The sequence below is a fragment of the Klebsiella ornithinolytica NBRC 105727 = ATCC 31898 genome (assembly GCF_001598295.1).
Lineage (GTDB): Bacteria > Pseudomonadota > Gammaproteobacteria > Enterobacterales > Enterobacteriaceae > Klebsiella > Klebsiella ornithinolytica.
In genome coordinates this window covers 560,017-579,037 of record NZ_BCYR01000002.1, presented here as the reverse complement: position 1 = coordinate 579,037, position 19,021 = coordinate 560,017, and the positions used below count along the sequence as shown (strand labels likewise).

General features: G+C 57.5%; 14 protein-coding genes. 6 read left to right on the top strand and 8 right to left on the bottom strand.

Annotation, left to right across the window (positions count from 1 at the left end; translation table 11 throughout):
* Positions 1-142: 142 nt before the first annotated feature.
* Both lsrK and lsrR read right to left on the bottom strand, forming a co-directional pair.
* Positions 143-1,735 (bottom strand): autoinducer-2 kinase, encoded by a 1,593-nt coding sequence (gene lsrK / locus ROR01S_RS06705; RefSeq protein ID WP_044346711.1) that lies wholly within the window; start codon positions 1,733-1,735, stop codon positions 143-145.
* Positions 1,736-1,772: 37 nt separating this feature from the next.
* Complete coding sequence (lsrR, locus tag ROR01S_RS06700) at positions 1,773-2,744, bottom strand: transcriptional regulator LsrR (RefSeq protein ID WP_004867898.1); 972 nt, start codon at positions 2,742-2,744, stop codon at positions 1,773-1,775.
* Between the two features lie 217 nt (positions 2,745-2,961).
* Here lsrR and lsrA point away from each other — a divergent pair, with 217 nt between their 5' ends.
* The 6 genes from lsrA to lsrG are packed head-to-tail and all read left to right on the top strand — an operon-like array spanning position 2,962 to position 8,683.
* Positions 2,962-4,449, top strand: a complete 1,488-nt coding sequence (gene lsrA / locus ROR01S_RS06695; RefSeq protein ID WP_032718271.1) for an autoinducer 2 ABC transporter ATP-binding protein LsrA — start codon at positions 2,962-2,964, stop codon at positions 4,447-4,449.
* Entirely contained in the window at positions 4,446-5,480 is a 1,035-nt protein-coding gene (gene lsrC / locus ROR01S_RS06690; protein WP_064359237.1) for an autoinducer 2 ABC transporter permease LsrC, read from the top strand. The genes lsrA and lsrC overlap by 4 nt, the downstream gene beginning before the upstream one ends.
* Positions 5,481-6,473 (top strand): autoinducer 2 ABC transporter permease LsrD, encoded by a 993-nt coding sequence (lsrD, locus tag ROR01S_RS06685; RefSeq protein ID WP_044350404.1) that lies wholly within the window; start codon positions 5,481-5,483, stop codon positions 6,471-6,473.
* Positions 6,474-6,477: 4 nt separating this feature from the next.
* Positions 6,478-7,491 (top strand): autoinducer 2 ABC transporter substrate-binding protein LsrB, encoded by a 1,014-nt coding sequence (lsrB, locus tag ROR01S_RS06680; RefSeq protein WP_004867888.1) that lies wholly within the window; start codon positions 6,478-6,480, stop codon positions 7,489-7,491.
* An 11-nt stretch (positions 7,492-7,502) separates the two neighbouring features.
* A complete protein-coding gene (gene lsrF / locus ROR01S_RS06675) occupies positions 7,503-8,390 on the top strand; it encodes a 3-hydroxy-5-phosphonooxypentane-2,4-dione thiolase (RefSeq protein WP_004867885.1) in 888 nt (295 codons plus the stop codon).
* Positions 8,387-8,683: a (4S)-4-hydroxy-5-phosphonooxypentane-2,3-dione isomerase gene (lsrG, locus tag ROR01S_RS06670; RefSeq protein WP_064359236.1), complete on the top strand. Its 297-nt coding sequence runs from the start codon at positions 8,387-8,389 to the stop codon at positions 8,681-8,683. The genes lsrF and lsrG overlap by 4 nt, the downstream gene beginning before the upstream one ends.
* Before the next feature lie 67 nt (positions 8,684-8,750).
* Here lsrG and ygjK read toward each other — a convergent pair whose 3' ends face one another.
* From ygjK to ebgA, 6 genes are all read right to left on the bottom strand, one after another.
* Positions 8,751-11,102, bottom strand: coding sequence for an alpha-glucosidase (gene ygjK, locus ROR01S_RS06665; protein ID WP_064359235.1), 2,352 nt, complete (start codon positions 11,100-11,102; stop codon positions 8,751-8,753).
* Positions 11,103-11,119: 17 nt separating this feature from the next.
* Positions 11,120-12,178 carry a protein YgjJ gene (ygjJ, locus tag ROR01S_RS06660; protein ID WP_064359234.1) on the bottom strand — a complete coding sequence of 353 codons (1,059 nt, stop codon included), beginning with the start codon at positions 12,176-12,178 and terminating at the stop codon, positions 11,120-11,122.
* Between the two features lie 52 nt (positions 12,179-12,230).
* Positions 12,231-13,664 carry an amino acid permease gene (locus ROR01S_RS06655; protein WP_064359233.1) on the bottom strand — a complete coding sequence of 478 codons (1,434 nt, stop codon included), beginning with the start codon at positions 13,662-13,664 and terminating at the stop codon, positions 12,231-12,233.
* Positions 13,665-13,888: 224 nt separating this feature from the next.
* Positions 13,889-15,322 carry an amino acid permease gene (locus ROR01S_RS06650; protein WP_064359232.1) on the bottom strand — a complete coding sequence of 478 codons (1,434 nt, stop codon included), beginning with the start codon at positions 15,320-15,322 and terminating at the stop codon, positions 13,889-13,891.
* A 94-nt stretch (positions 15,323-15,416) separates the two neighbouring features.
* Positions 15,417-15,866: a beta-galactosidase subunit beta gene (locus tag ROR01S_RS06645; RefSeq protein WP_064359231.1), complete on the bottom strand. Its 450-nt coding sequence runs from the start codon at positions 15,864-15,866 to the stop codon at positions 15,417-15,419.
* Complete coding sequence (gene ebgA / locus ROR01S_RS06640) at positions 15,863-18,955, bottom strand: beta-galactosidase subunit alpha (protein ID WP_064359230.1); 3,093 nt, start codon at positions 18,953-18,955, stop codon at positions 15,863-15,865. The genes ROR01S_RS06645 and ebgA overlap by 4 nt, the downstream gene beginning before the upstream one ends.
* Between the last annotated feature and the right edge of the window lie 66 nt (positions 18,956-19,021).

Sequence of the window (19,021 nt, the reverse complement as noted above, 5' to 3'; positions counted from 1 at the left end):
AGTTACTAATTTAGCCGTCGTCAGCGAAAAGTGAAAAAGGGCGTGCGGTGATTGTGATGGGATTCAAATAACGGTGACGGGAAGTTCCCCTCCTCGAAGGGAAGAGGGGATTTTGCACCTGGGACAGACGTTCCGTGGAGGGTCAGGGGGCCGGAACGACAGGTGGGCGCCGCTCAAGGCCTGGCGCCTGCCACATCGAGGTGGTCAGCCCGCTGTCGACCAGCCCGAGCTGGTCGGCATAGACCGATTGCCATTTCTCCATCATCCCCTGGTACAGTTCGCGGTGCGCCGGATTGGGGGTAAACACCCGATGCCAGCTCACCAGCTTCTCACCCGTGCTGGCCATATCGCTGTACAGGCCGGCGCCGGTTCCGGCGGCGATCGCGCAGCCCAGCGCCGTGGCTTCGCGCACAGCCGGGACCCGTACCGGCAAGCCGGTGACATCGCTGAGAATCTGGCTCCATAATGCTCCTTTCGAGCCGCCTCCGGCGAACACCAGGCTGTCGAACGTCACGCCGGAGAAGCGGGAGATTTGCGCCAGGTTACAGGCAGAGACAATCGCTGCGTTCTCCTCCAGGGCGCGGAACAGAGTGGCCTTGTTGCATTTTTCCGCATCGATGGAGAGGTTAATAAACGACGGCGCGGCGTGATACCACTGCTTAAAGTGCATGGCATCGGAGAAAATCGGCATCACGCCGTGGGAACCTGCCGGTACGCGGCTGGCCATCTCTTCGAGCAGAGCATACGCATCCACCCCCAGGCGTTCGGCAACCAGCTTCTCTTCGGCGCAAAAAGCATCGCGGAACCAGCGCATGGTCAGGCCGGTAAAGAAGCTGATCGACTCGGCCTGCGCCATGCCGGGTATGACGTGCGGGTTGATGCGGATATTCATCTGTGGATCGGTGCGGACCTCCGGCAGGTTCACCACCTGTTGCCAGAAGGTTCCCCCCAGCACCGCGCTTTGGCCGGCGCGTACCACCCCCAGACCCAGGCAGCCAAGCTGCACATCGCCGCCGCCCATGATCACCGGCGTGCCGGCACGGAGTCCGCACTGCTGCGCTGCCGTATCGGTCACCGCGCCGAGCGGAGTGCCGGTCTCTTTGACCGGCGAGAGCAGATCCGCACGCAGCCCGGCCATATCGAGCAGCGCCGGGCGCCAGTCGCGGCTGAACAGGTCGAGCATTCCGGTGGTACCGGCATTGGATGGGTCAACGGCCAGCTCGCCGGAGAGTTTTGCCGCCAGCCAGTCGCTAATCATCGTAATGGTGGCAGCCTGACGGTAAATATCCGGGCGATGGTGAGCCAGCCACAGCAGGCGCGGCATGGCGCTTAGTGCCAGCGTCTGGCCCGAGACATCATAGACTTCCGATTCAAACTGATAATCATGGATCTCTTTAAGCTCCGAGACTTCGCGGCTGGCGCGGGCATCGACGTTGGCGCAGGCCCAGATAGCCTCGCCGTTGCGGTCGTACAGGACGATGCCTTCACGCATGGAACAGCAGGCGACGGACTGAATATCGGCCGCCTGAAGGTGCGCGGCGGCCAGCGCCTGGCGGATACACTGGCAGGCCAGCAGCCAGTTGGTGGTGAGGTCAAACTCCATTGAGCCGGGAACATTTTCCACGCTCAGGTGCTTCCATTCCGCCTGACCGACCGCGACCTGGTGGCCGCTGAGATCGAAAATCACCGCCCGAATACTGCCGGTCCCGGCATCTAACGCTAACAGGTAACTCATGACATGCGCCTCGCGGTTGTTGCGCGGCGCAGGGCCATCAGGAGGCCAGCGTGAGCACCGCGCGTGCTGTTGTCTCTTCCGTTACCAGGCCATTGATGCGTTTGCCCGTCAGGGCGGCATAAATCGCCTGCGCTTTTTCCGTGCCACCGGCAACGCCGACGATGGTCGGCAGCTGCGCCAGCTCGTCGAGGGTGACGCCGAGTAATTCCCGGTGAATCTCCAGATCCTCAACCCGCCTGCCGTCGGCCTGCAGGAAATAACCTAAAATGTCGCCCACCGCGCCTTTACGCGCATACATCAACTGTTCGCCTTCACTGATATAGCCGGAGCGCAGGATGGTTGCGTCGCGGCGCTGGTCGATGGCGCCGATCCCCACGACCGCAGCATCCGCCGCGGTGGCCGCCAGAATCACATCCCGGACGCTCGACTCCCGACGCAGAATGTCAGCCACGTCGGCCGAAGAGACCCGCAGCGGCGCCGGAATGATGCTGACGCGACAGGCGGCGTCCAGCTGACCGATACCGGTCATATAGGGGCCCACGCCGCCGGAAAGCGTCACCAGCCGCACCTGCTGCGAACTGATAAATCCGCTCAGGTGCTGCAGACAGCTCATGGTAGCTTCACCAAACCCCACCGCCAGCAGCTGCCCAGGTTCCAGTACCCCCATCAGCGATTGCGCCGCGCCGATCCCCAGCCGCGTATTCATCGGTGGCGTATTGAGCGCCGGCAGCACGCGGGCAATCTTCAGGTCAAAACGCTGTTGCAGCTCGGTTTCCAGCGCCAGACACCCTTCATAGCGGGAGTTGATCTGCACGCGGATCACCCCGGACTGGCGGCCTTTCTCCAGCAGGCGGGAGATCTTTAACCGCGGCAGCCCCAGGCGCTCGCCGATATCGTTCTGCGTCAATCCGTCGTGGTAGTAACACCAGGCTACCCGCGCCACCAGCTCCTCTTCGGCTAGCGCCAGGCCCGCGTAGCGGCTCTCTTCCGTAATGCGTTTTTCGCTCATAAAGTGAACTCTTATAAAAATTTAGATCATATGTTCGTTATTGCGCGGTCGGAAAGTGTGAGCCGCCCGGCAAAACCGATCTTTCATTGTTTGCAGGTTTTTTCCAACGATCTAAAGCATGAAACTGTGATCTTTGCACGGTTGTAAATATAGTTCACCGTCTACGCTTTTGAACATTATTAAATTAAAAAATCATTTGTTCATACGAGGCGCGATGATGAAGCCACTGCTTGAAGCCCGTCAGATTCGCAAACAGTTCTCCGGCATCGCCGTATTAAAGGGCATTGATTTCACGCTCTTTTCCGGCCAGGTGCATGCGCTGATGGGCGGTAATGGCGCGGGAAAATCGACGCTGATGAAGATTATCGCCGGGGTGGAAACGCCCGACGAGGGTGAACTCATTCTTGGCGGCCGCGCTTTTGCGCGTCTCAACCCGGCGCTGGCTCATCAACTGGGCGTTTACCTTGTTCCCCAGGAACCGATGCTGTTTCCTAATCTGACGGTTCGGGAAAACATTCTTTTCCGCCTGCCCGGACGGCCCGATAACAACGGGCGGCTGCAGGAGACGCTGCGGCAGTTGAACTGCCAGCTCAATCTGGAGGCGGTGGCCGGGACGCTGGAAGTGGCGGATCAGCAAATGGTGGAGATCCTGCGCGGTCTGATGCGCGATGCGCAGATCCTGATCCTCGATGAACCCACCGCCTCGTTAACGCCCGGGGAGACGGATCGGTTGTTTCGTCAGATCCGCGCTCTGCAGGATCTCGGCGTCGGTATCGTGTTTATCTCGCACAAGCTGCCGGAGATCCGTCAGATCGCCAGCCATATCTCGGTCATGCGCGACGGCGCGGTGGTGCTGAACGGCGACACGGCGAGCTACAGCGACGCGCAGCTGATTGATGCAATGACCCCCGCCGCTCGCGGACACGATCTTAGCGATACCCAGAAGCTATGGCTGGCGCTGCCGGGGAATCGCCGCACCCAGCCGCAGGATTTCCCGGTGCTGCGGGTGGACGATCTGACCGGTGAAGGCTTTATCGATCTCAGTCTGGAGATCCATGCCGGGGAGATCGTTGGCCTCGCCGGGCTGGTGGGATCCGGGCGCACCGAATTTGCCGAGACGCTCTACGGCCTGCGCCCGTCGCGGGCCGGCCGGATATGGCTGGAAAACCGCGATATCAGTCGCGACAGCACGTGCGCGCGGCTCGCCAGCGGGCTGGTTTATCTGCCGGAAGATCGGCAGGTCTCCGGGCTGTTTCTCGATGCCCCGGTGCGCTGGAACACGGTGATGTTTAACCAGCCATCGTGGTGGCAGCAGCGCCAGCGCGAAGCGGCGGTGGTGGAGCGTTACCACCGGGCGCTGGGCATCAAACTCAATCACAGCGATCAGACCGTGCGCACGCTCTCCGGCGGCAATCAGCAAAAGGTGCTGCTGGCCCGCTGTCTGGAGGCCAATCCGCTGCTGCTGATTGTCGATGAACCGACGCGCGGCGTGGATGTTTCCGCCCGGGCCGATATCTATCAACTGCTGAAAAGCGTCGCCGCGCAAAACGTGGCGGTGCTGATGATATCAAGCGATCTGGATGAGTTTGTCGGGCTGGCCGACCGGGTGGTGGTTATGCACCAGGGCCGGCAGAGCGGGGAACTGCTGCGACAGGCGGTCACCGTCGATCGCATGATGACTCTGGCCTTTGGAGGGCAGTCATGAAAACGTTACTCCGAAACCGCGAGCTGAGCGCGTTGCTGGCGATTCTGGCGCTCTTTGCGCTGCTGATTGCGCTCAACCCGGCCTGGTTCAACCTGCAAATTCTGGCGATGATTTTTGCCAGTTCGCAAATCCTCTGTCTGCTGGCGCTGGGGGCGACGCTGGTCATGCTGACCCGCAATATTGACGTCTCCGTCGGCTCGACCGTCGGCCTGAGCGCGATTGCGGTCGGTGCCGCGCTCAACGGTGGCTATGGCCTGACGGCGGCGATTGTCTTTGCGCTGGCGATTGGCGCACTGGCGGGGGCCTTCAACGGCCTGCTGGTGGTTGGCCTGCGCATTCCGGCGATTGTCGCGACGCTCGGCACCCTGGGGTTGTATCGCGGAATGATGCTGCTGTGGACCGGAGGCAAGTGGATCGAGGGGCTGCCCGATAGTCTGAAGTCGCTCTCTGAACCGTTCTTTATCGGCGTATCGCCACTGGGTTGGCTGGTGCTGGCGCTGCTGCTGAGCGGGACCTGGCTGCTGGCACGCACCGCCTTTGGTCGCGATTTTTACGCCGTGGGCGATAACCTGGCCGCCGCGCGTCAGCTGGGCGTCGCGGTCAACCGCACGCGGATGCTGGCCTTTACGCTTAACGGCATGCTGGCGGCCTGCGCCGGGATCGTCTTTGCCGCGCAGATTGGCTTTGTCCCCAACCAGACCGGTAGCGGACTGGAGATGAAAGCGATCGCCGCCTGCGTGCTGGGCGGGATCTCGCTGCTCGGCGGGACCGGAACCCTCGTCGGCGCTTTTCTCGGCGCCTTTTTCCTCACTCAAATCGATACTGTACTGGTGCTGCTGCGGCTGCCGGCATGGTGGAACGACTTTATCGCCGGCCTCGTTCTGCTGGGCGTACTGGTGCTCGACGGACGGCTGTGCCAGGCGCTGGCGCGGCATCAGCGGGCGCTGAAGTACAGCCGTTTTCAGCCCGGCAACAAAGGGGGAAAGCACGTCACCCCGTTCGAAAAACGTAAAAACAAAGAGGTGGCGTAGATGAAACTTAACTGGGAAAGCGCGCTGCTGGCATTACTGGTGCTGGAGATTCTGCTGTTTGGGGCGATCAATCCGCGCATGCTGGATATCAACATGCTGCTGTTTAGTACCAGCGACTTTATCTGTATTGGTATTGTCGCACTGCCGCTGACCCTGGTGATCATCAGCGGCGGTATTGATATTTCCCTCGGCTCCACCATTGGCCTGTGCGCCATCGCGCTGGGGGTAATGATGCAGGCGGGCTGGCCGCTGGGGCTGGCGATTCCGCTCACCCTTGCTATTGGGCTGCTGTGCGGCCTGGTGAATGCTGCGCTGATTCACTACACCGGCATCAGTCCGCTGGTGATTACGCTCGGCACGCTGTATCTCTACGGCGGCGGGGCGCTGCTGCTTTCGGGAATGGCCGGGGCGACGGGCTATGAAGGGATTGGCGGCTTTCCCGATAGCTTTACTGCTTTTGCCAACCTGACGCTATTTGGCCTACCGCTGCCGCTGGTGATGTTTGCCATCATCACCTTTTTTTTCTGGCTGTTGACCCATCGCGGGCGGTTTGGCCGCCACCTCTTTTTACTTGGACAAAATCCCAGAGCAGCACGCTATGCCGCGCTGTCGGTCAACGGTATGCCCTACGTGCTGTATGGCCTGGTGGGCGTGGCGTCGGCAATCGCCGCGTTGATTCTGGTCTCCTATTTCGGTTCGGCGCGTTCGGATTTAGGCCGCGATCTGCTGATGCCGGCGCTGACCGCTGCCGTGCTCGGCGGAGCGAATATTTATGGCGGGTCGGGTTCGATACTCGGTACGGCGCTGGCGGCACTGCTGGTGGGGTACCTGCAACAGGGTTTACAGATGGTCGGCATCCCCAACCAGGTGTCGAGCGCGCTGTCAGGGGCGCTGTTGGTTGTGGTGGTGATGGGGCGTTCGCTGAGCCTGCACCGCGAATGGGTGCGGATGACCTGGCGGCGTCTTCTCTCGCGTAAAACAATCGGAGCATAACAAGATGAAAGCAAAACATATCCTGCAAATCAGTGCCCTGGCGCTGGCCATGAGTGTCGCGGTGGCTCAGGCGGCTGACCGCATCGCTTTTATTCCTAAGCTGGTCGGCGTGGGCTTCTTTACCAGCGGCGGCAACGGCGCGAAAGAGGCCGGCAAAGCGTTGGCGGTGGACGTGACCTACGACGGTCCGACCGAACCCAGCGTGTCCGGCCAGGTGCAGCTAATCAACAACTTCGTCAATCAGGGCTACAACGCGATTATCGTCTCGGCGGTGTCGCCGGATGGCCTGTGTCCGGCGCTGAAGCGGGCGATGCAGCGCGGCGTGAAGGTTCTGACCTGGGACTCCGATACCAAACCCGAGTGCCGCAGCATCTACATCAACCAGGGGACTCCGCAGCAGCTCGGCGGCCTGCTGGTTGAGATGGCGGAAAAACAGGTGACGAAGCCCGCCGCTAAAGTGGCATTTTTCTACTCCAGCCCGACGGTGACCGACCAGAACCAGTGGGTGAAAGAGGCGAAAGCCAAAATCGAAAAAGAGCATCCGCAGTGGGAGGTGGTGACCACCCAGTTCGGCTATAACGACGCCACTAAATCGCTGCAAACCGCCGAGGGGATCTTAAAAGCGTATCCGGATCTCGACGCCATTATCGCCCCTGACGCCAACGCGCTGCCGGCCGCCGCGCAGGCGGCAGAGAACCTCAAGCGCCAGGGCGTGGCGATTGTCGGCTTCAGCACGCCGAATGTGATGCGCCCCTACGTCGAGCGCGGCACGGTAAAAGCCTTCGGCCTGTGGGATGTGGTACAGCAGGGAAAAATTGCGGTGAACGTCGCCGATCGGCTGCTGAAAAAAGGCGATCTTAACGTTGGTGATAGCGTGGACATCAAAGATATCGGCACGCTGAAGGTCGAGCCAAACAGCGTGCAGGGCTACCAGTATGAAGCGAAAGGCAACGGTATCGTACTGCTGCCGGAGCGCGTGGTGTTCACCAAAGAGAACATCAATAACTACGACTTCTGATGGAGGACGAGATGGCAGATTTAGACGATATCAAAGAGGGAAAAGACTTCGGCTTTGACCGGCCGCAGAAGAATACGCTCTATACGTTGAAAGGCTGTGGTTCACTGGAGTGGGGGATGCAGTCCCGGCTGGCGCGTATCTTTAATCCGCAGAGCAACCGCACGGTCATGCTGGCTTTCGATCATGGCTACTTCCAGGGGCCGACCACCGGGCTTGAACGTATCGATCTCTCTATTGCTCCGCTGTTTGAGGAGACCGACGTGCTGATGTGTACCCGCGGCGTGCTACGCAGCCAGGTGCCGGCGGCGACCAACAAACCGGTGGTGCTGCGCGCCTCCGGCGGTAATTCTATTCTTAGCGAGCTCTCCAACGAGTGCGTTGCCGTGGCGATGGAGGATGCTCTGCGCCTCAACGTCTGCGCGGTGGCGGCGCAGGTCTATATCGGCAGCGAGTACGAACACCAGTCGATCAATAACATCATTAAGCTGGTGGATGCGGGCAACCGCTACGGTATGCCGGTGCTGGCGGTGACCGGCGTGGGGAAAGAGATGACCCGCGACGCCCGCTACTTCTCGCTTGCCAGCCGCATTGCTGCTGAGATGGGGGCGCAGTTTGTCAAAACCTATTTTGTCGACGAGGGGTTTGAAAAAGTCACCGCCAGCTGCCCGGTGCCGATTGTGATCGCTGGAGGCAAAAAACTGCCGGAACATGAAGCGCTGGAGATGTGCTGGCGGGCGCTTGACCAGGGGGCATCCGGCGTCGATATGGGGCGCAATATCTTCCAGTCCAGCGCGCCGCGGGCAATGTTAAAGGCGGTGAAAAAAGTGGTCCATGAGAATATGAGCGCCCGCGAGGCGTATCAGTTCTGGCAGGAAGAGAAACAGGGAGAGCAAAAATGAACGTGACGCTGGTGGAGATTAATATCAGGCCAGAGCGGGTGGCGGAGTTTCTTGACGTCTTTCGGGCTAACCATGAAGGGGCGCTGAAAGAGCCGGGCAACCTGCGATTTGACGTGCTGCAGGACCCGGAGGTGAAGACCCGTTTTTTTATCTATGAAGCCTATAAAGATGATGAGGCGGTGCTGGCGCATAAGAAAACCCCGCACTACCTGACCTGCGTGGAAAAGCTCGACGAGATGATGTCGGAACCGCGTAAGAAACGCAGTTTCGTGGGGTTGCTGCCGGAGGTGTAGACATTACCGTGCCTACGAGTCAAATCCCGTAGGCCCGGTAAGCGTAGCGCCACCGGGCATTAATGGACTACGGTTTCCTGAAAAAATCGTTATACAACATATACAAATGCGCGGCGCTCCAGGAGAAGTTGGGCGCGCCTTGCTGGGCGCCGGTCAGCGGGTTGTAGTTCTCCTGAATCGGGCCGTCGGAGGTGAGTCCTTTGGCGTGCTTAAAGAAGGTATCCGCCAGCTTGAGTGCTTCTTCACGATGACCGTAGCGTGCCATGCCTTTGAGGCCAAACCAGAACTGATCCACCCACACGCGGCCGCGCCAGTAAATATCCGGGCCAAATGCCGGGTTGGTTAATGCGGCGGTACCCAGCGGTACGAAGGTATTGAACTCTTTGGCATCGAGCATCACGCTGATCACCCCATCGGCGTGCTGCTGGGTTGCCGCGCCGTTAAACAGCGGCGACCAGCCTTCCGGGCCTTTGCCGCGTTCGACAATCGGCTTCCCGGCGCAGCCGTTGGCCAGCGGCTTTTCTTCGATCCGAATGTCGTAATAGAACGAGGTCTGCGGGTCGAACATACAGGTGTTGATATAGTCCGCCAGCTTCTGTGCCAGCGCCCGGTAGCGTTTCGCCTCATCGGGTTTACCTAGAAGGGTCGCCATCTCCGCCAGATAGTGGTTGTCGCTGTACATATAGCTGGCCTGATCAACCGACTCCTGTAACAGTGAATAGCCCAGCAGATGTCCTTGTTTATCGCGGTTTTCGGCAAAGTTGACCGTCCAGTCACTGCGCTTGCCGCCGTTGGCCACATACTTATCCAGCTGATCTTTATCGATAAAGCCGAACACCGCCGCATCATCGCGCCCTGACTCCCAGGACGCGGCGACCTGCGCCGGGATCTCCAGGCTGTCATAATCCCCCTTGCGGGTGACGGCTTCATAGGTTTTCAGGCCAGAAAGTGTCTCCTCGTTGTCGCCTTTTTTGAGCGTAAACAGCATCGCGCCGTTGGCGGTATTATGGGCTTTATCGCGAGTGGCACCGTACTCTGGCACGCCGTTGCCGTTATGATCGCGATTGCGTAGCCACCAGTCGTGATAGGCCACCAGCTTCGGATACATCTCCTGTAGCCACGCTTTATCTTTGGTGACGCGATAGACCTCCATCACCGACCAGGCGGCCAGGCTTGGCTTGGTATTGCGCTCATTCCAGTTAGTACCATCGCCGCCGCGCTCTGGGCTCAGGTTCCAGGCGATGAGGTCCGGGACGAAGCCGACGTCCTGCGGGCGTACCTTGTCGTTGGCCTGAATCTGCCAGGAGAAGACCGCGCGAATATTCTCTTTGGCGATCTCGGGGTTAAAGTGCGCCATGGCGTAAGCCTGTTTCCAGGTATCCCAGGGCCAGGTCTGATTGCCGGAGAACCAGCGCCCGGTGACCGACGGAGTGACAGTATTGTGCTGCACTGCGCCGCCCGGCGCGCGCCAGTTACCGTTAAGCGTTTCGATAGCCTTAACCGCCACCCGGGTCTGTTCGGCGGTCGCATCCGGGTTAGTCAGCCCTTTTTGCAGATAGCCGTCCCAGCGCTGCTGCGACGCGTTCAGGTAGAACGCCGGGCGAGCGAGGATATCGCGGATCTGTGCTTTCTCCGTTCGCACCTGCTCCGCGGTCAGCAGATGTGAATAGGTTGTGTAAATCGTCGTGGAGCCGCTGATTTTGGCCGTGCTGGTAAAGCGGTGGCCGTCGATTTTGGTCTCGGCCGGCAGGGACTTATGGATCTGATACTGCGACTCACCGGAGGTCATCAGGTCAGAAGCGGCGCGTACCTTGCCGAAGCTCACCGTCAGTCCGTCGTGGGTTGCCGTCAGGCGGCGCTGATAATCCGGGAATGCGCCGTCGATGGTCTTATCCGAGAGTGGTTTTCCCTCTTTGGCTTCCAGTTTTTCCAGCAGCGCGCCGTCCCATACCAGGGTGAGCGGCGTATTGCTGGTGATTTTGGTCTCCAGCAGCGAGGTGTGCGGGCTGGCAAAGCGCAGGGTCATGACTACGCGTACGCCGGGGGCGGTTAGCGTCTGTACCAGCGCGCCGGGCAGACTCCAGGCCTGAAGGGTGAAGGCCACTTTTTGACCGTTCTGATAGACCGTCAGTCGGTCGAAGCTGGTGGCCATAAAGTTGATGTACTCTTCCGTCAGCAGCGCCGGGCCGGGGAAGCCGCCCATGGTTGCCGGGCCATCCGGAAGCAGATGTCCGTGCCACGCACCGAGATCGAAAAACGGGTTAAAACGCTGGTGGTCATCGTGGTCAAAATCATGCATGTACTGTGGCGAACCGGTCCGGTTGATGACGTTTTTAAACGCATCGGCGGTGACCGCGTGGGCGGAAAAACTCAGTAGCAGCGCACAGGCCAGCGGCGTGAAACGGGTGGTGATATTCATGGTATTTATATCCCTTCTTACCAGTAGAAATATTGCATCAGGAAGACCTGATCGGCCGGATCGCCAGAAGCATTTTTCATATAAAAACGGCTGTCGGCGGCGGTAGCAAAGCGGCCGCCGCCATATTCGTACCAGATACCGAATTGCATAAACGAGGTGGTCTCTTCGGCGGCACGATCCGGGCGGTGTCTGGCGTAGCTGTATGCGGTTGAAAGGTAAAAGCCTTTTAATGCTTCATACATTGCGCTGGCCATAAACCCGGTTTCGCTTCCGGGGACGTTCAGGCCTTTAGCGCGGCCGGTATGGTGCCAGGCGCGGGCGGCGAGGTTGGGTGAGAGAATACCGGTTAAAAATAGCTGCCCGGTGCCGTCGGTCACTTCCAGGCCGTTCATCCAGGTGACCTCTTTGGTCAGGTCGTACTGGATATAGCCGTTGACCATTGCCGGATAGGTATATTTATCGTCGTAGCGGTCATATTTGCCAAAGTGCAGCCAGGCTTTGCTCTCGTCATGATGTCCGGCCGGCGTAGCGGTGATGCTGTAGCGCAATTCTCCGGCCAGGTTTTGCACCTTGAGGGCGTACATGATGTCGCGGGTATTGGGGATAACGTACCCCAGGTCCGGCGTAAAATCGGCCCACCACTGCAGGTCATCCAGCGACGAGTCCTGGCGCAGGCTGAGCATGATTTCGGTGCAATCATCAGTTTTATAGCCGCCATAAAACCGGTTTATCCCGCCTTCAAACCCGCCCCAGCTGTGGCCGGGCTCCCAGGCGTTGCCCTGGCTGTCCGCCTGTACCGTCCAGCCTTCGCCGTAAATTAAACCGAACCAGTGGTCGTGCTTTATTTCCAGCCCCCCTTCAATATAGGTCCCGTCGCTATACTTATGTTTATTTTCACCTTCTAAATCCATATATCCGCCGAGACCCATCTCGCCATAAAAACGGAATGACGGAGAGGTCATTTCTGGCGTTTTTGTATCATCATGCTCCGCCGGATGGGCGATTTCAGCGGCAATAGCCGGGCAGCAAAAAGCGAGGGCAGCGAGTGCCCCGTACAGCGAATTATTATTTTTCATAACGTTTTCAGATGTATTGTTGTTTATATTTTTAGAATGATTTTTAGGTGTCTTAAGAAATATTTGAGGCTGGCGCAGCTTCCGTTTCCCGCTCTTTCTGGGTTAATCCTTTGACGTATTTGCTGTATTTCCACCATGCAAATCCAAGGAAAATGACGATTCCGCCGACGTTATAGAAAATAATCGTCATGATATTGCCGCCGGTCGGGAAGGTAGAGGCGATAAAGCCGATAGTGAAAATAACAATCAGCATTGAGACGACAACGATACCGGTCGTTCGTGAGCCCATTTTGAAATCGCGCGGCAGGTGATCCAGTTTACGGCGCAGGTTAAGGTACGCCAGCATAATAAACAGCGGTGGCAGCATGGAGGCGGCAGCGGTCATATTAATGATGGTATTCATTAATTCCTGAACGGTGTTGGAACCCAGCATCGGAATAATCATTAACGGGATGACGATCAGGAACTGAATCCATGCTGCGCGAGCCGGTACGCCATTTTTGTTCAGCTCAACGGTCTTCTTGCCGAAAATGCCTTCGGGGATTTCGGAGAAGAAGATCTTCACCGGCGTCGCGGTCCACATCAGCAGCGAGCCGAACATGGCGGTAAAGGAGACGAGGCCGACGAAGCGGTTCATCATGATTTCAGGCAGGCCAAAGTACGCTGCCAGGCCGTGGAACACCTGCACTGAACCGCCGGTAAATTTCAGCTCTTTGCTGCTGACGAAAACGTTAATCAGTACTGAAGAGACAGAATACAGTACGCCAATCACAATCCCGGCAAGGATTATCACTTTGACAAAGGATTTCGAACCGCCTTTGACGTCATTTACGTAGACCGCAACGGACTCTGCCCCGCCGGCCGCCATAAAGATCCAGGTGGTTATCCCAAGGAACGCCCAGTTAAAATTCGGGATCATCGCTTCGACGGTAATCGGGTCCGCCGGCTGTACGCCGCCGACCAGCGCGGTTCCCGCCAGTAAAATATAGGAGAGCGTCAGCAGCAGCATCAATGATGAGGTTACGGAAGTTATCGGCCCCAGCATTTTCGCGCCGTTGGTAGAAACCCATGTGGAGAAGGCGAACAGCGCCATGCTTAGCACCGTTGTTGCCACAGGGGTCAGAATGTACTCGTAGCCTAAAAAGGCGTACGAGGCGTAGGCAATAACGCGTGGCAGCAGGGAAGTAAAAAAGAACAGGTTCACGAACCAGTAGGTATAGGCGGTAATAAACGCCCAACGGCCGCCCAGCGAGCTTTTGACCCAAGCATAGACCCCCGCTTCAGAGGTTTTATTCAGCGACACGAATTCCGCAATGATCAGGCAAAACGGGATGAAGTAGAACAAGGTGGCGAGGAAAAACATCGGCGCCGATGCCAGTCCTAATTCGATATTGTTATTGATAACGTTATTAAAACTGTAAACGGCGGCGAAGGTCAGCGACAGCAGGCCGAACTTACCGATGGTATTACGTTTGGTATCAGACATAACACATCTCCACACATTGTCCTTCAGAGGATGCCGAAGGGGGTTGTGTTGTTTGTAAGACAGAGGTAGTTAAGTAGTGAAGTTAATTTTAGTAAAAGTTTTAGTAAATAACAGAAATAAAACCCGGTTGCTTTAACTCGATCACGAAAAAGCTGAGCGTTACGTAATGACAGGTAGAAAAAATCCCGCCAGCGGGACAAGCGCTGGCGGGAGAACGCGACACGTTATCTGGAGATACCCGGTGCCGTCGCAGCCGACGCTTTCTGGCGCTGCTGCTGTTTTTTCTCAAAGCGGGTGATCCACCACCAGGCAAGGCCTGAGAAGACGGCGGTCATAAAGACGTTGATAAAGAAGGCGTTAACCAGGTCGACACCCGCCGGGAAGGCGGAAGCCGTCATGCTGACCACAAAGATAACAATCAGCATAGAGACGATGCCCATGCCGACCTTGCGCGAGCCCATGCGGAAGTCGCGCGGGGTATCATCGTGTTTCCAGCGTAGAACAAAGTAGGCCACCATAATAAACAGCGGCGGCAGCATTGCAGTGCCGGCGGTCAGATTAATGGCCGTATTCATCATCTGCTGCACGCTGGCGGAGCCGAAGCCGTTAACGATAAGCATCAGGAAGACGAACAGGAACTGCCACCATGCGGCGCGTACCGGTACGCCATGCGCATTCAGTTCGGTGGTTTTCTCGCCGTAGATGCCGGCCGGAATTTCAGAGAAGTGGATTTTTACCGGTGCCGCGGTCCACATCATCATGCTACCGAAGATGGCGATAAACAAAATAACCCCGACAAAGCGGCCCATCAGCAGCTCAGGAATATGGAAGTAAGCTCCCAGTCCGGTAAAGATTTCCACCATCCCACCGGCGTAGGTCAAATCTTCACGTGCGACGAACACGTTGACCAGCAGCGAGCCCAGCGCATACATGCCGCCAATCAATACGCCAGCGGAGATAATGACTTTGATAAACGATTTCTGGCCGCCCTTGGTATCGTTCAGATAGGCTGCCACGGTTTCTGCGCCGCCTGCGGCCTGGAAAATCCAGCACATGATGCCCAGCGTGGCCCAGTTGATGGTCGGCTCCATGGCGGAGAGCGTAATCGGCTGTGCCGGGACGTGGCCAGAACTTAATGCGGTAAAGGCGCCGACGACGTAGATAGCAAACAGCGCGAAGACGCCGTAGGCCACGCACTCGGAAATTCTCCCCAGCCACGTCGCCCCTTTAGTCGAGATGTGGGTTGCCATGGCGAACAGCACGATGGAGATCATTGAGGTGACCATCGGGGAGAAGGGAATGGCGTACCCCATCACGGCGTATGAGGCATAGGCCACGACGTTGGGCAGTAGCGAAATGAAAAAGAACAGGTTCACGAACCAGTACAGGAACGAGCCGAGATAGGCCGCCCGTGACCCTAACGGCTGTTTCAGCCAGGCATACATGCCCGATTCGGAATGCTTATTGGCCGAGACAAATTCGGCGATGATAAAGACAAAGGGGATGAAATAGACCACCGTGGCAAACAGGAAGATCGGGGCGGAACTCAACCCTAGCTCAATGTTGTTATTGATGATGTTCCGCACGTTAAACACGGCGGTGAAGGCCATCGACAGCAGGGCGAATTTGCCTATTTTGGCGCGAACTGATTCGGACATAAGTCCTCCGGGAAATCATGTAGCCCGTATTCTGGGCTGGAAACGGTCAGGTCAGCGGGTATCCCGCTGACCTTGGGTATTGCTGAGGACTGCACTACTTATTCAGGAAATAGCCGTCTTCAATCGTTACTTTGAGCACCACTTTTTTGACCGGCGTTTCGCTGATAAAACGGTAGGCCTCATCGTTATCACAAATCACCATCTGTCCTTCATGCACCTGGACGGTCTCACCGAGGCCTTTCAGGTATTCGCGATCCGTCTCATCCCGGTAGCAGGCTACGGTTTGCAGCTGTGCTTTCGCGGCAAACTCGATCTTTTGCTGTCCCTGCAGGTAGTAATGCACCTCGAAGTAGCGGCGATGGCCGGCAAACAGCGCATCGGTGGTGCTGTCATTTTCCACGCGATAGGAGAGTGAGTCCCCGATCGAATGGGCCACGCCAGGGCGAATGTTTTCGATGTTATTAATGGCTTCCACGCAGCGCTGCCATTTACGTCCGCTGTGATAGATCTGCTTAAATTGTTCTAAATTATCAAGAATTCTCATTTTTCAGCCTCGCTGTGTGAAACGGGGGAAAAGAAACCGGCACCGAAGTCATGGTTCGCCAGCACCTGCGAGGAGCCGCATCCGCCTTCCAGCGGCAGCAGCGTAAAGCCATAGTTGAAGGGGGTGAGCCAGACGCGCCAGCTATCCAGAACTTCGCTGCCCCAGGAGTTGGAGCCAAGGCCGAGCAACCGGGCGTCGATGTTCAGCGTGATGTCGTCGCTGCGCTGGAGTTCGTTGCAGTGCTGGGCTGCGTGCAGATTTTCTGCCGTGTAGTGCCAGGCGCTGACGTTCAACGGCGCACGCGGAACCACCAGCAAACCGCTGCCGTGGCGGTTGGTAAATGACGCCCAGCGTACGTGCTGACGGTTGCCGTTATTCTGTGGGAACGGGTAGTTCTCAAACATGTCGTCAACGCTGGTACGCCAGACATCGATAATATTGCTCTGCTGGCTATCGGCGTAGTTCTCTCCTGGCCCGCGACCGTAATAATTGACCTGCTCAAACTGACCGTTAATCCCCATCATAAAGCCGATGCACGGAACGATATGCGGGTAGTCGCCGTAGCGCTCGCCTTGCAGTTCAACGTTGATATGGCCCTGTGGCGTGATCTGCCAGCGATAGGTACAGCGCATCCCGAAATCAAAAACCGGCGGCGCGATAATCGTCCGCGTAGTGACGATAACGGTCTCGCCCTGCTGTTCAACGCTGAACTCCCGCAGATGCTCCTGCATGATGTGCAGATGGTTCGGCTGCCACAGCCCCTCATATTCCTGTTTATGGTTATCAATCATCGGTTTGAAGAAGTTAATCTTCGGCTCACGGGTCACCTGCTCGCAGCCATTAATCAGCCAGCGGGTCAGTTTGCCGCTGAGTTTAGAGAATTCGACGCGGAAATTATGCCCGGTCAGGGTGTAGCTCAGACGTTCGTCAGCAATCTGCAGCGGCGTTGCGCTGGCATTGGCGAGCGTCGTTTTTGCCGCTGTCTGCGCCTTTAGCGGGAACTGATACACGGCAATATCGTGGTTGGCTTCGCTATACAAGGTCCGGGAATCTTTGGTGACGATGACGTTGACGAATGTTTCACGCGCATCCAGTTCGGGCAGCGCAATCGTGATATCACGACCGCTGTTCGGCGGCAGATCGCGAACTTTTATCGTCTGAGTCGACAGCGTTTCCCCTTCGGCGCGCACTTCAATGCGCAGGGTGTAATCGTCGAGGGTGGAGAACCACAGTTTGTTCTCGATGCGCAGTTCGCCGCGATGGATATCCGTCGCCTGCACCTTGACCGGCGCAATAACCTGCTTGTACTCCCTTAAACCCGGTCCAGGGGTTTGATCGGAGAAGATCAGGCCGTCGAGGCAGAAGTTATAGTTGTTCGGGTAGTCGCCATAGTCGCCGCCGAATTTGTACCATACTGCACCGTTCTCATCGGTGGCCTGAATACCGTGATCGCACCACTCCCACACGTAGTGGCCCTGAATGCTGTCGTGCTGGTAAAAAACGTTCTGGTATTCGGTCAGCCCGCCCGGGCCGTTACCCATGGCGTGGGCATATTCGCAGATAATGCGCGGCTTCTCGTGCGGGTGCTCGCCGAACTCATTCATCAGCGGTACGCGGGTATACATGGTCGAGATGATATCGACGACTTCGGCGTCGCGGTCCTCTTCGTAGTGCACCAGGCGGGTATCATCCAGCGCTTTGGTGGCGTGATACATCGCGCGAATGTTACAGCCGTAGCCGGATTCATTCCCCAGAGACCAGATGATGATTGACGGGTGGTTTTTCTGCGCGTGTACGTGCCGCACGATGCGCTCAACGTATACGTGCTCCCAGCCTGGGTCATCGGTAATGCGGCTCAGGTTGCCGACGTTGGCGAAACCATGGGACTCCACGTCGGTTTCCGCCATCACAAACAGGCCGTAAATATCGCACAGCTCATAAAAGCGCGGATCGTTTGGATAGTGGGCGGTGCGCACCGAGTTGATATTGTGCTGCTTCATTAACAGCAGATCTTTTTCGACGCGATCCATCCCGACGGCGCGGCCTTTCAGATGGTCGTTGTCGTGACGGTTGACGCCATGGAGCATCACGTAATGGTTGTTGATGTAGAACAGGCCATTGCGCACCTTAATGTCGCGAAAACCGACGCGCTGCGGGATGATTTCGAGCACTTCACCGGCGGCGTTTTTCACCGTCATCACCAGATGATAGAGCCAGGGATTCTCCGCCGACCACTGCTGCGGGGCGGTGACATCAATGGTGAAACCGCTCTCCAGCGATTGCCCGACCGTCAGGCGACCGGTGGTACCCTGATACAGCGCGCTGTCGCCATCAAACAGAGTATATTCCACGCTGACATCGGCAGGCTGGCCGCTCAGATTTTCCAGCACCAGCTGGCAGGAGAGGGTGGCGTCGCGGTAATCGTCATTAAAATCAGTACGTACGGTAAAGTCCTGCACGTGAAGTGGATTTTTACCCACCAGGTAGACATCGCGGAAGATCCCCGCCATCCACCACATATCCTGGTCTTCAATATAGGTGGAGTCTGCCCACTGCATTACCCGCACGCACAGCAGGTTATCACCGGTTTTCACCGCCGCGCTGATATCAAACTCGGCGGTCAGACGACTGCCTTTGCTGAAGCCAATATACTGGCCGTTGACGTAGACTTCGAAGTAGGTCTCGACGCCGTCGAACTTAATCAGGGTCTGCTTACCCTTCCAGCCGTCGCCGAGGGTGAAGATGCGCTGATAGGCGCCGGTTGGGTTGTCAGTTGGTACGTACGGCACGTCAATCGGGAAGGGAAAACCTTCATCGGTATACTGAAGCTGCCCGTGGCCTTCCATCTGCCACATTCCCGGCACGGTGATCGGACCCCAGCCCGCGATATATTCGCGGGTGAACGCCTCCGGAACCAGCAGCGGGTGCGTGAAGAAGCGGAAGTTCCATTGCCCGCTAAGCGATAAAAAGCGGCTGCTGGTTTCACGGACAAAGGTGCGCGCCTGCGCCAGCGTATCGTAAGAGAAGAAATACGCTCGCGGCGGCAGCCTGTTTTCATGAGTCAGTTGAAGATTTTCCCAGCGATTCATATCGCCTCCCTGTACGGATCTGATGTAATACGTCTATTTTAGTAAAACTTTTACTAAATAAAATGG

Coding starts and splice junctions, on each gene's coding strand:
- lsrF (WP_004867885.1), top strand. CDS start 7,503: ATGGCAGATTTAGACGATATCAAAGAGGGAAAAGACTTCGGCTTTGAC.
- lsrG (WP_064359236.1), top strand. CDS start 8,387: ATGAACGTGACGCTGGTGGAGATTAATATCAGGCCAGAGCGGGTGGCG.
- ROR01S_RS06650 (WP_064359232.1), bottom strand. CDS start 15,322: ATGTCCGAATCAGTTCGCGCCAAAATAGGCAAATTCGCCCTGCTGTCG.
- lsrC (WP_064359237.1), top strand. CDS start 4,446: ATGAAAACGTTACTCCGAAACCGCGAGCTGAGCGCGTTGCTGGCGATT.
- lsrB (WP_004867888.1), top strand. CDS start 6,478: ATGAAAGCAAAACATATCCTGCAAATCAGTGCCCTGGCGCTGGCCATG.
- lsrD (WP_044350404.1), top strand. CDS start 5,481: ATGAAACTTAACTGGGAAAGCGCGCTGCTGGCATTACTGGTGCTGGAG.
- ROR01S_RS06645 (WP_064359231.1), bottom strand. CDS start 15,866: ATGAGAATTCTTGATAATTTAGAACAATTTAAGCAGATCTATCACAGC.
- ygjJ (WP_064359234.1), bottom strand. CDS start 12,178: ATGAAAAATAATAATTCGCTGTACGGGGCACTCGCTGCCCTCGCTTTT.
- ygjK (WP_064359235.1), bottom strand. CDS start 11,102: ATGAATATCACCACCCGTTTCACGCCGCTGGCCTGTGCGCTGCTACTG.
- ebgA (WP_064359230.1), bottom strand. CDS start 18,955: ATGAATCGCTGGGAAAATCTTCAACTGACTCATGAAAACAGGCTGCCG.
- lsrR (WP_004867898.1), bottom strand. CDS start 2,744: ATGAGCGAAAAACGCATTACGGAAGAGAGCCGCTACGCGGGCCTGGCG.
- lsrK (WP_044346711.1), bottom strand. CDS start 1,735: ATGAGTTACCTGTTAGCGTTAGATGCCGGGACCGGCAGTATTCGGGCG.
- lsrA (WP_032718271.1), top strand. CDS start 2,962: ATGAAGCCACTGCTTGAAGCCCGTCAGATTCGCAAACAGTTCTCCGGC.
- ROR01S_RS06655 (WP_064359233.1), bottom strand. CDS start 13,664: ATGTCTGATACCAAACGTAATACCATCGGTAAGTTCGGCCTGCTGTCG.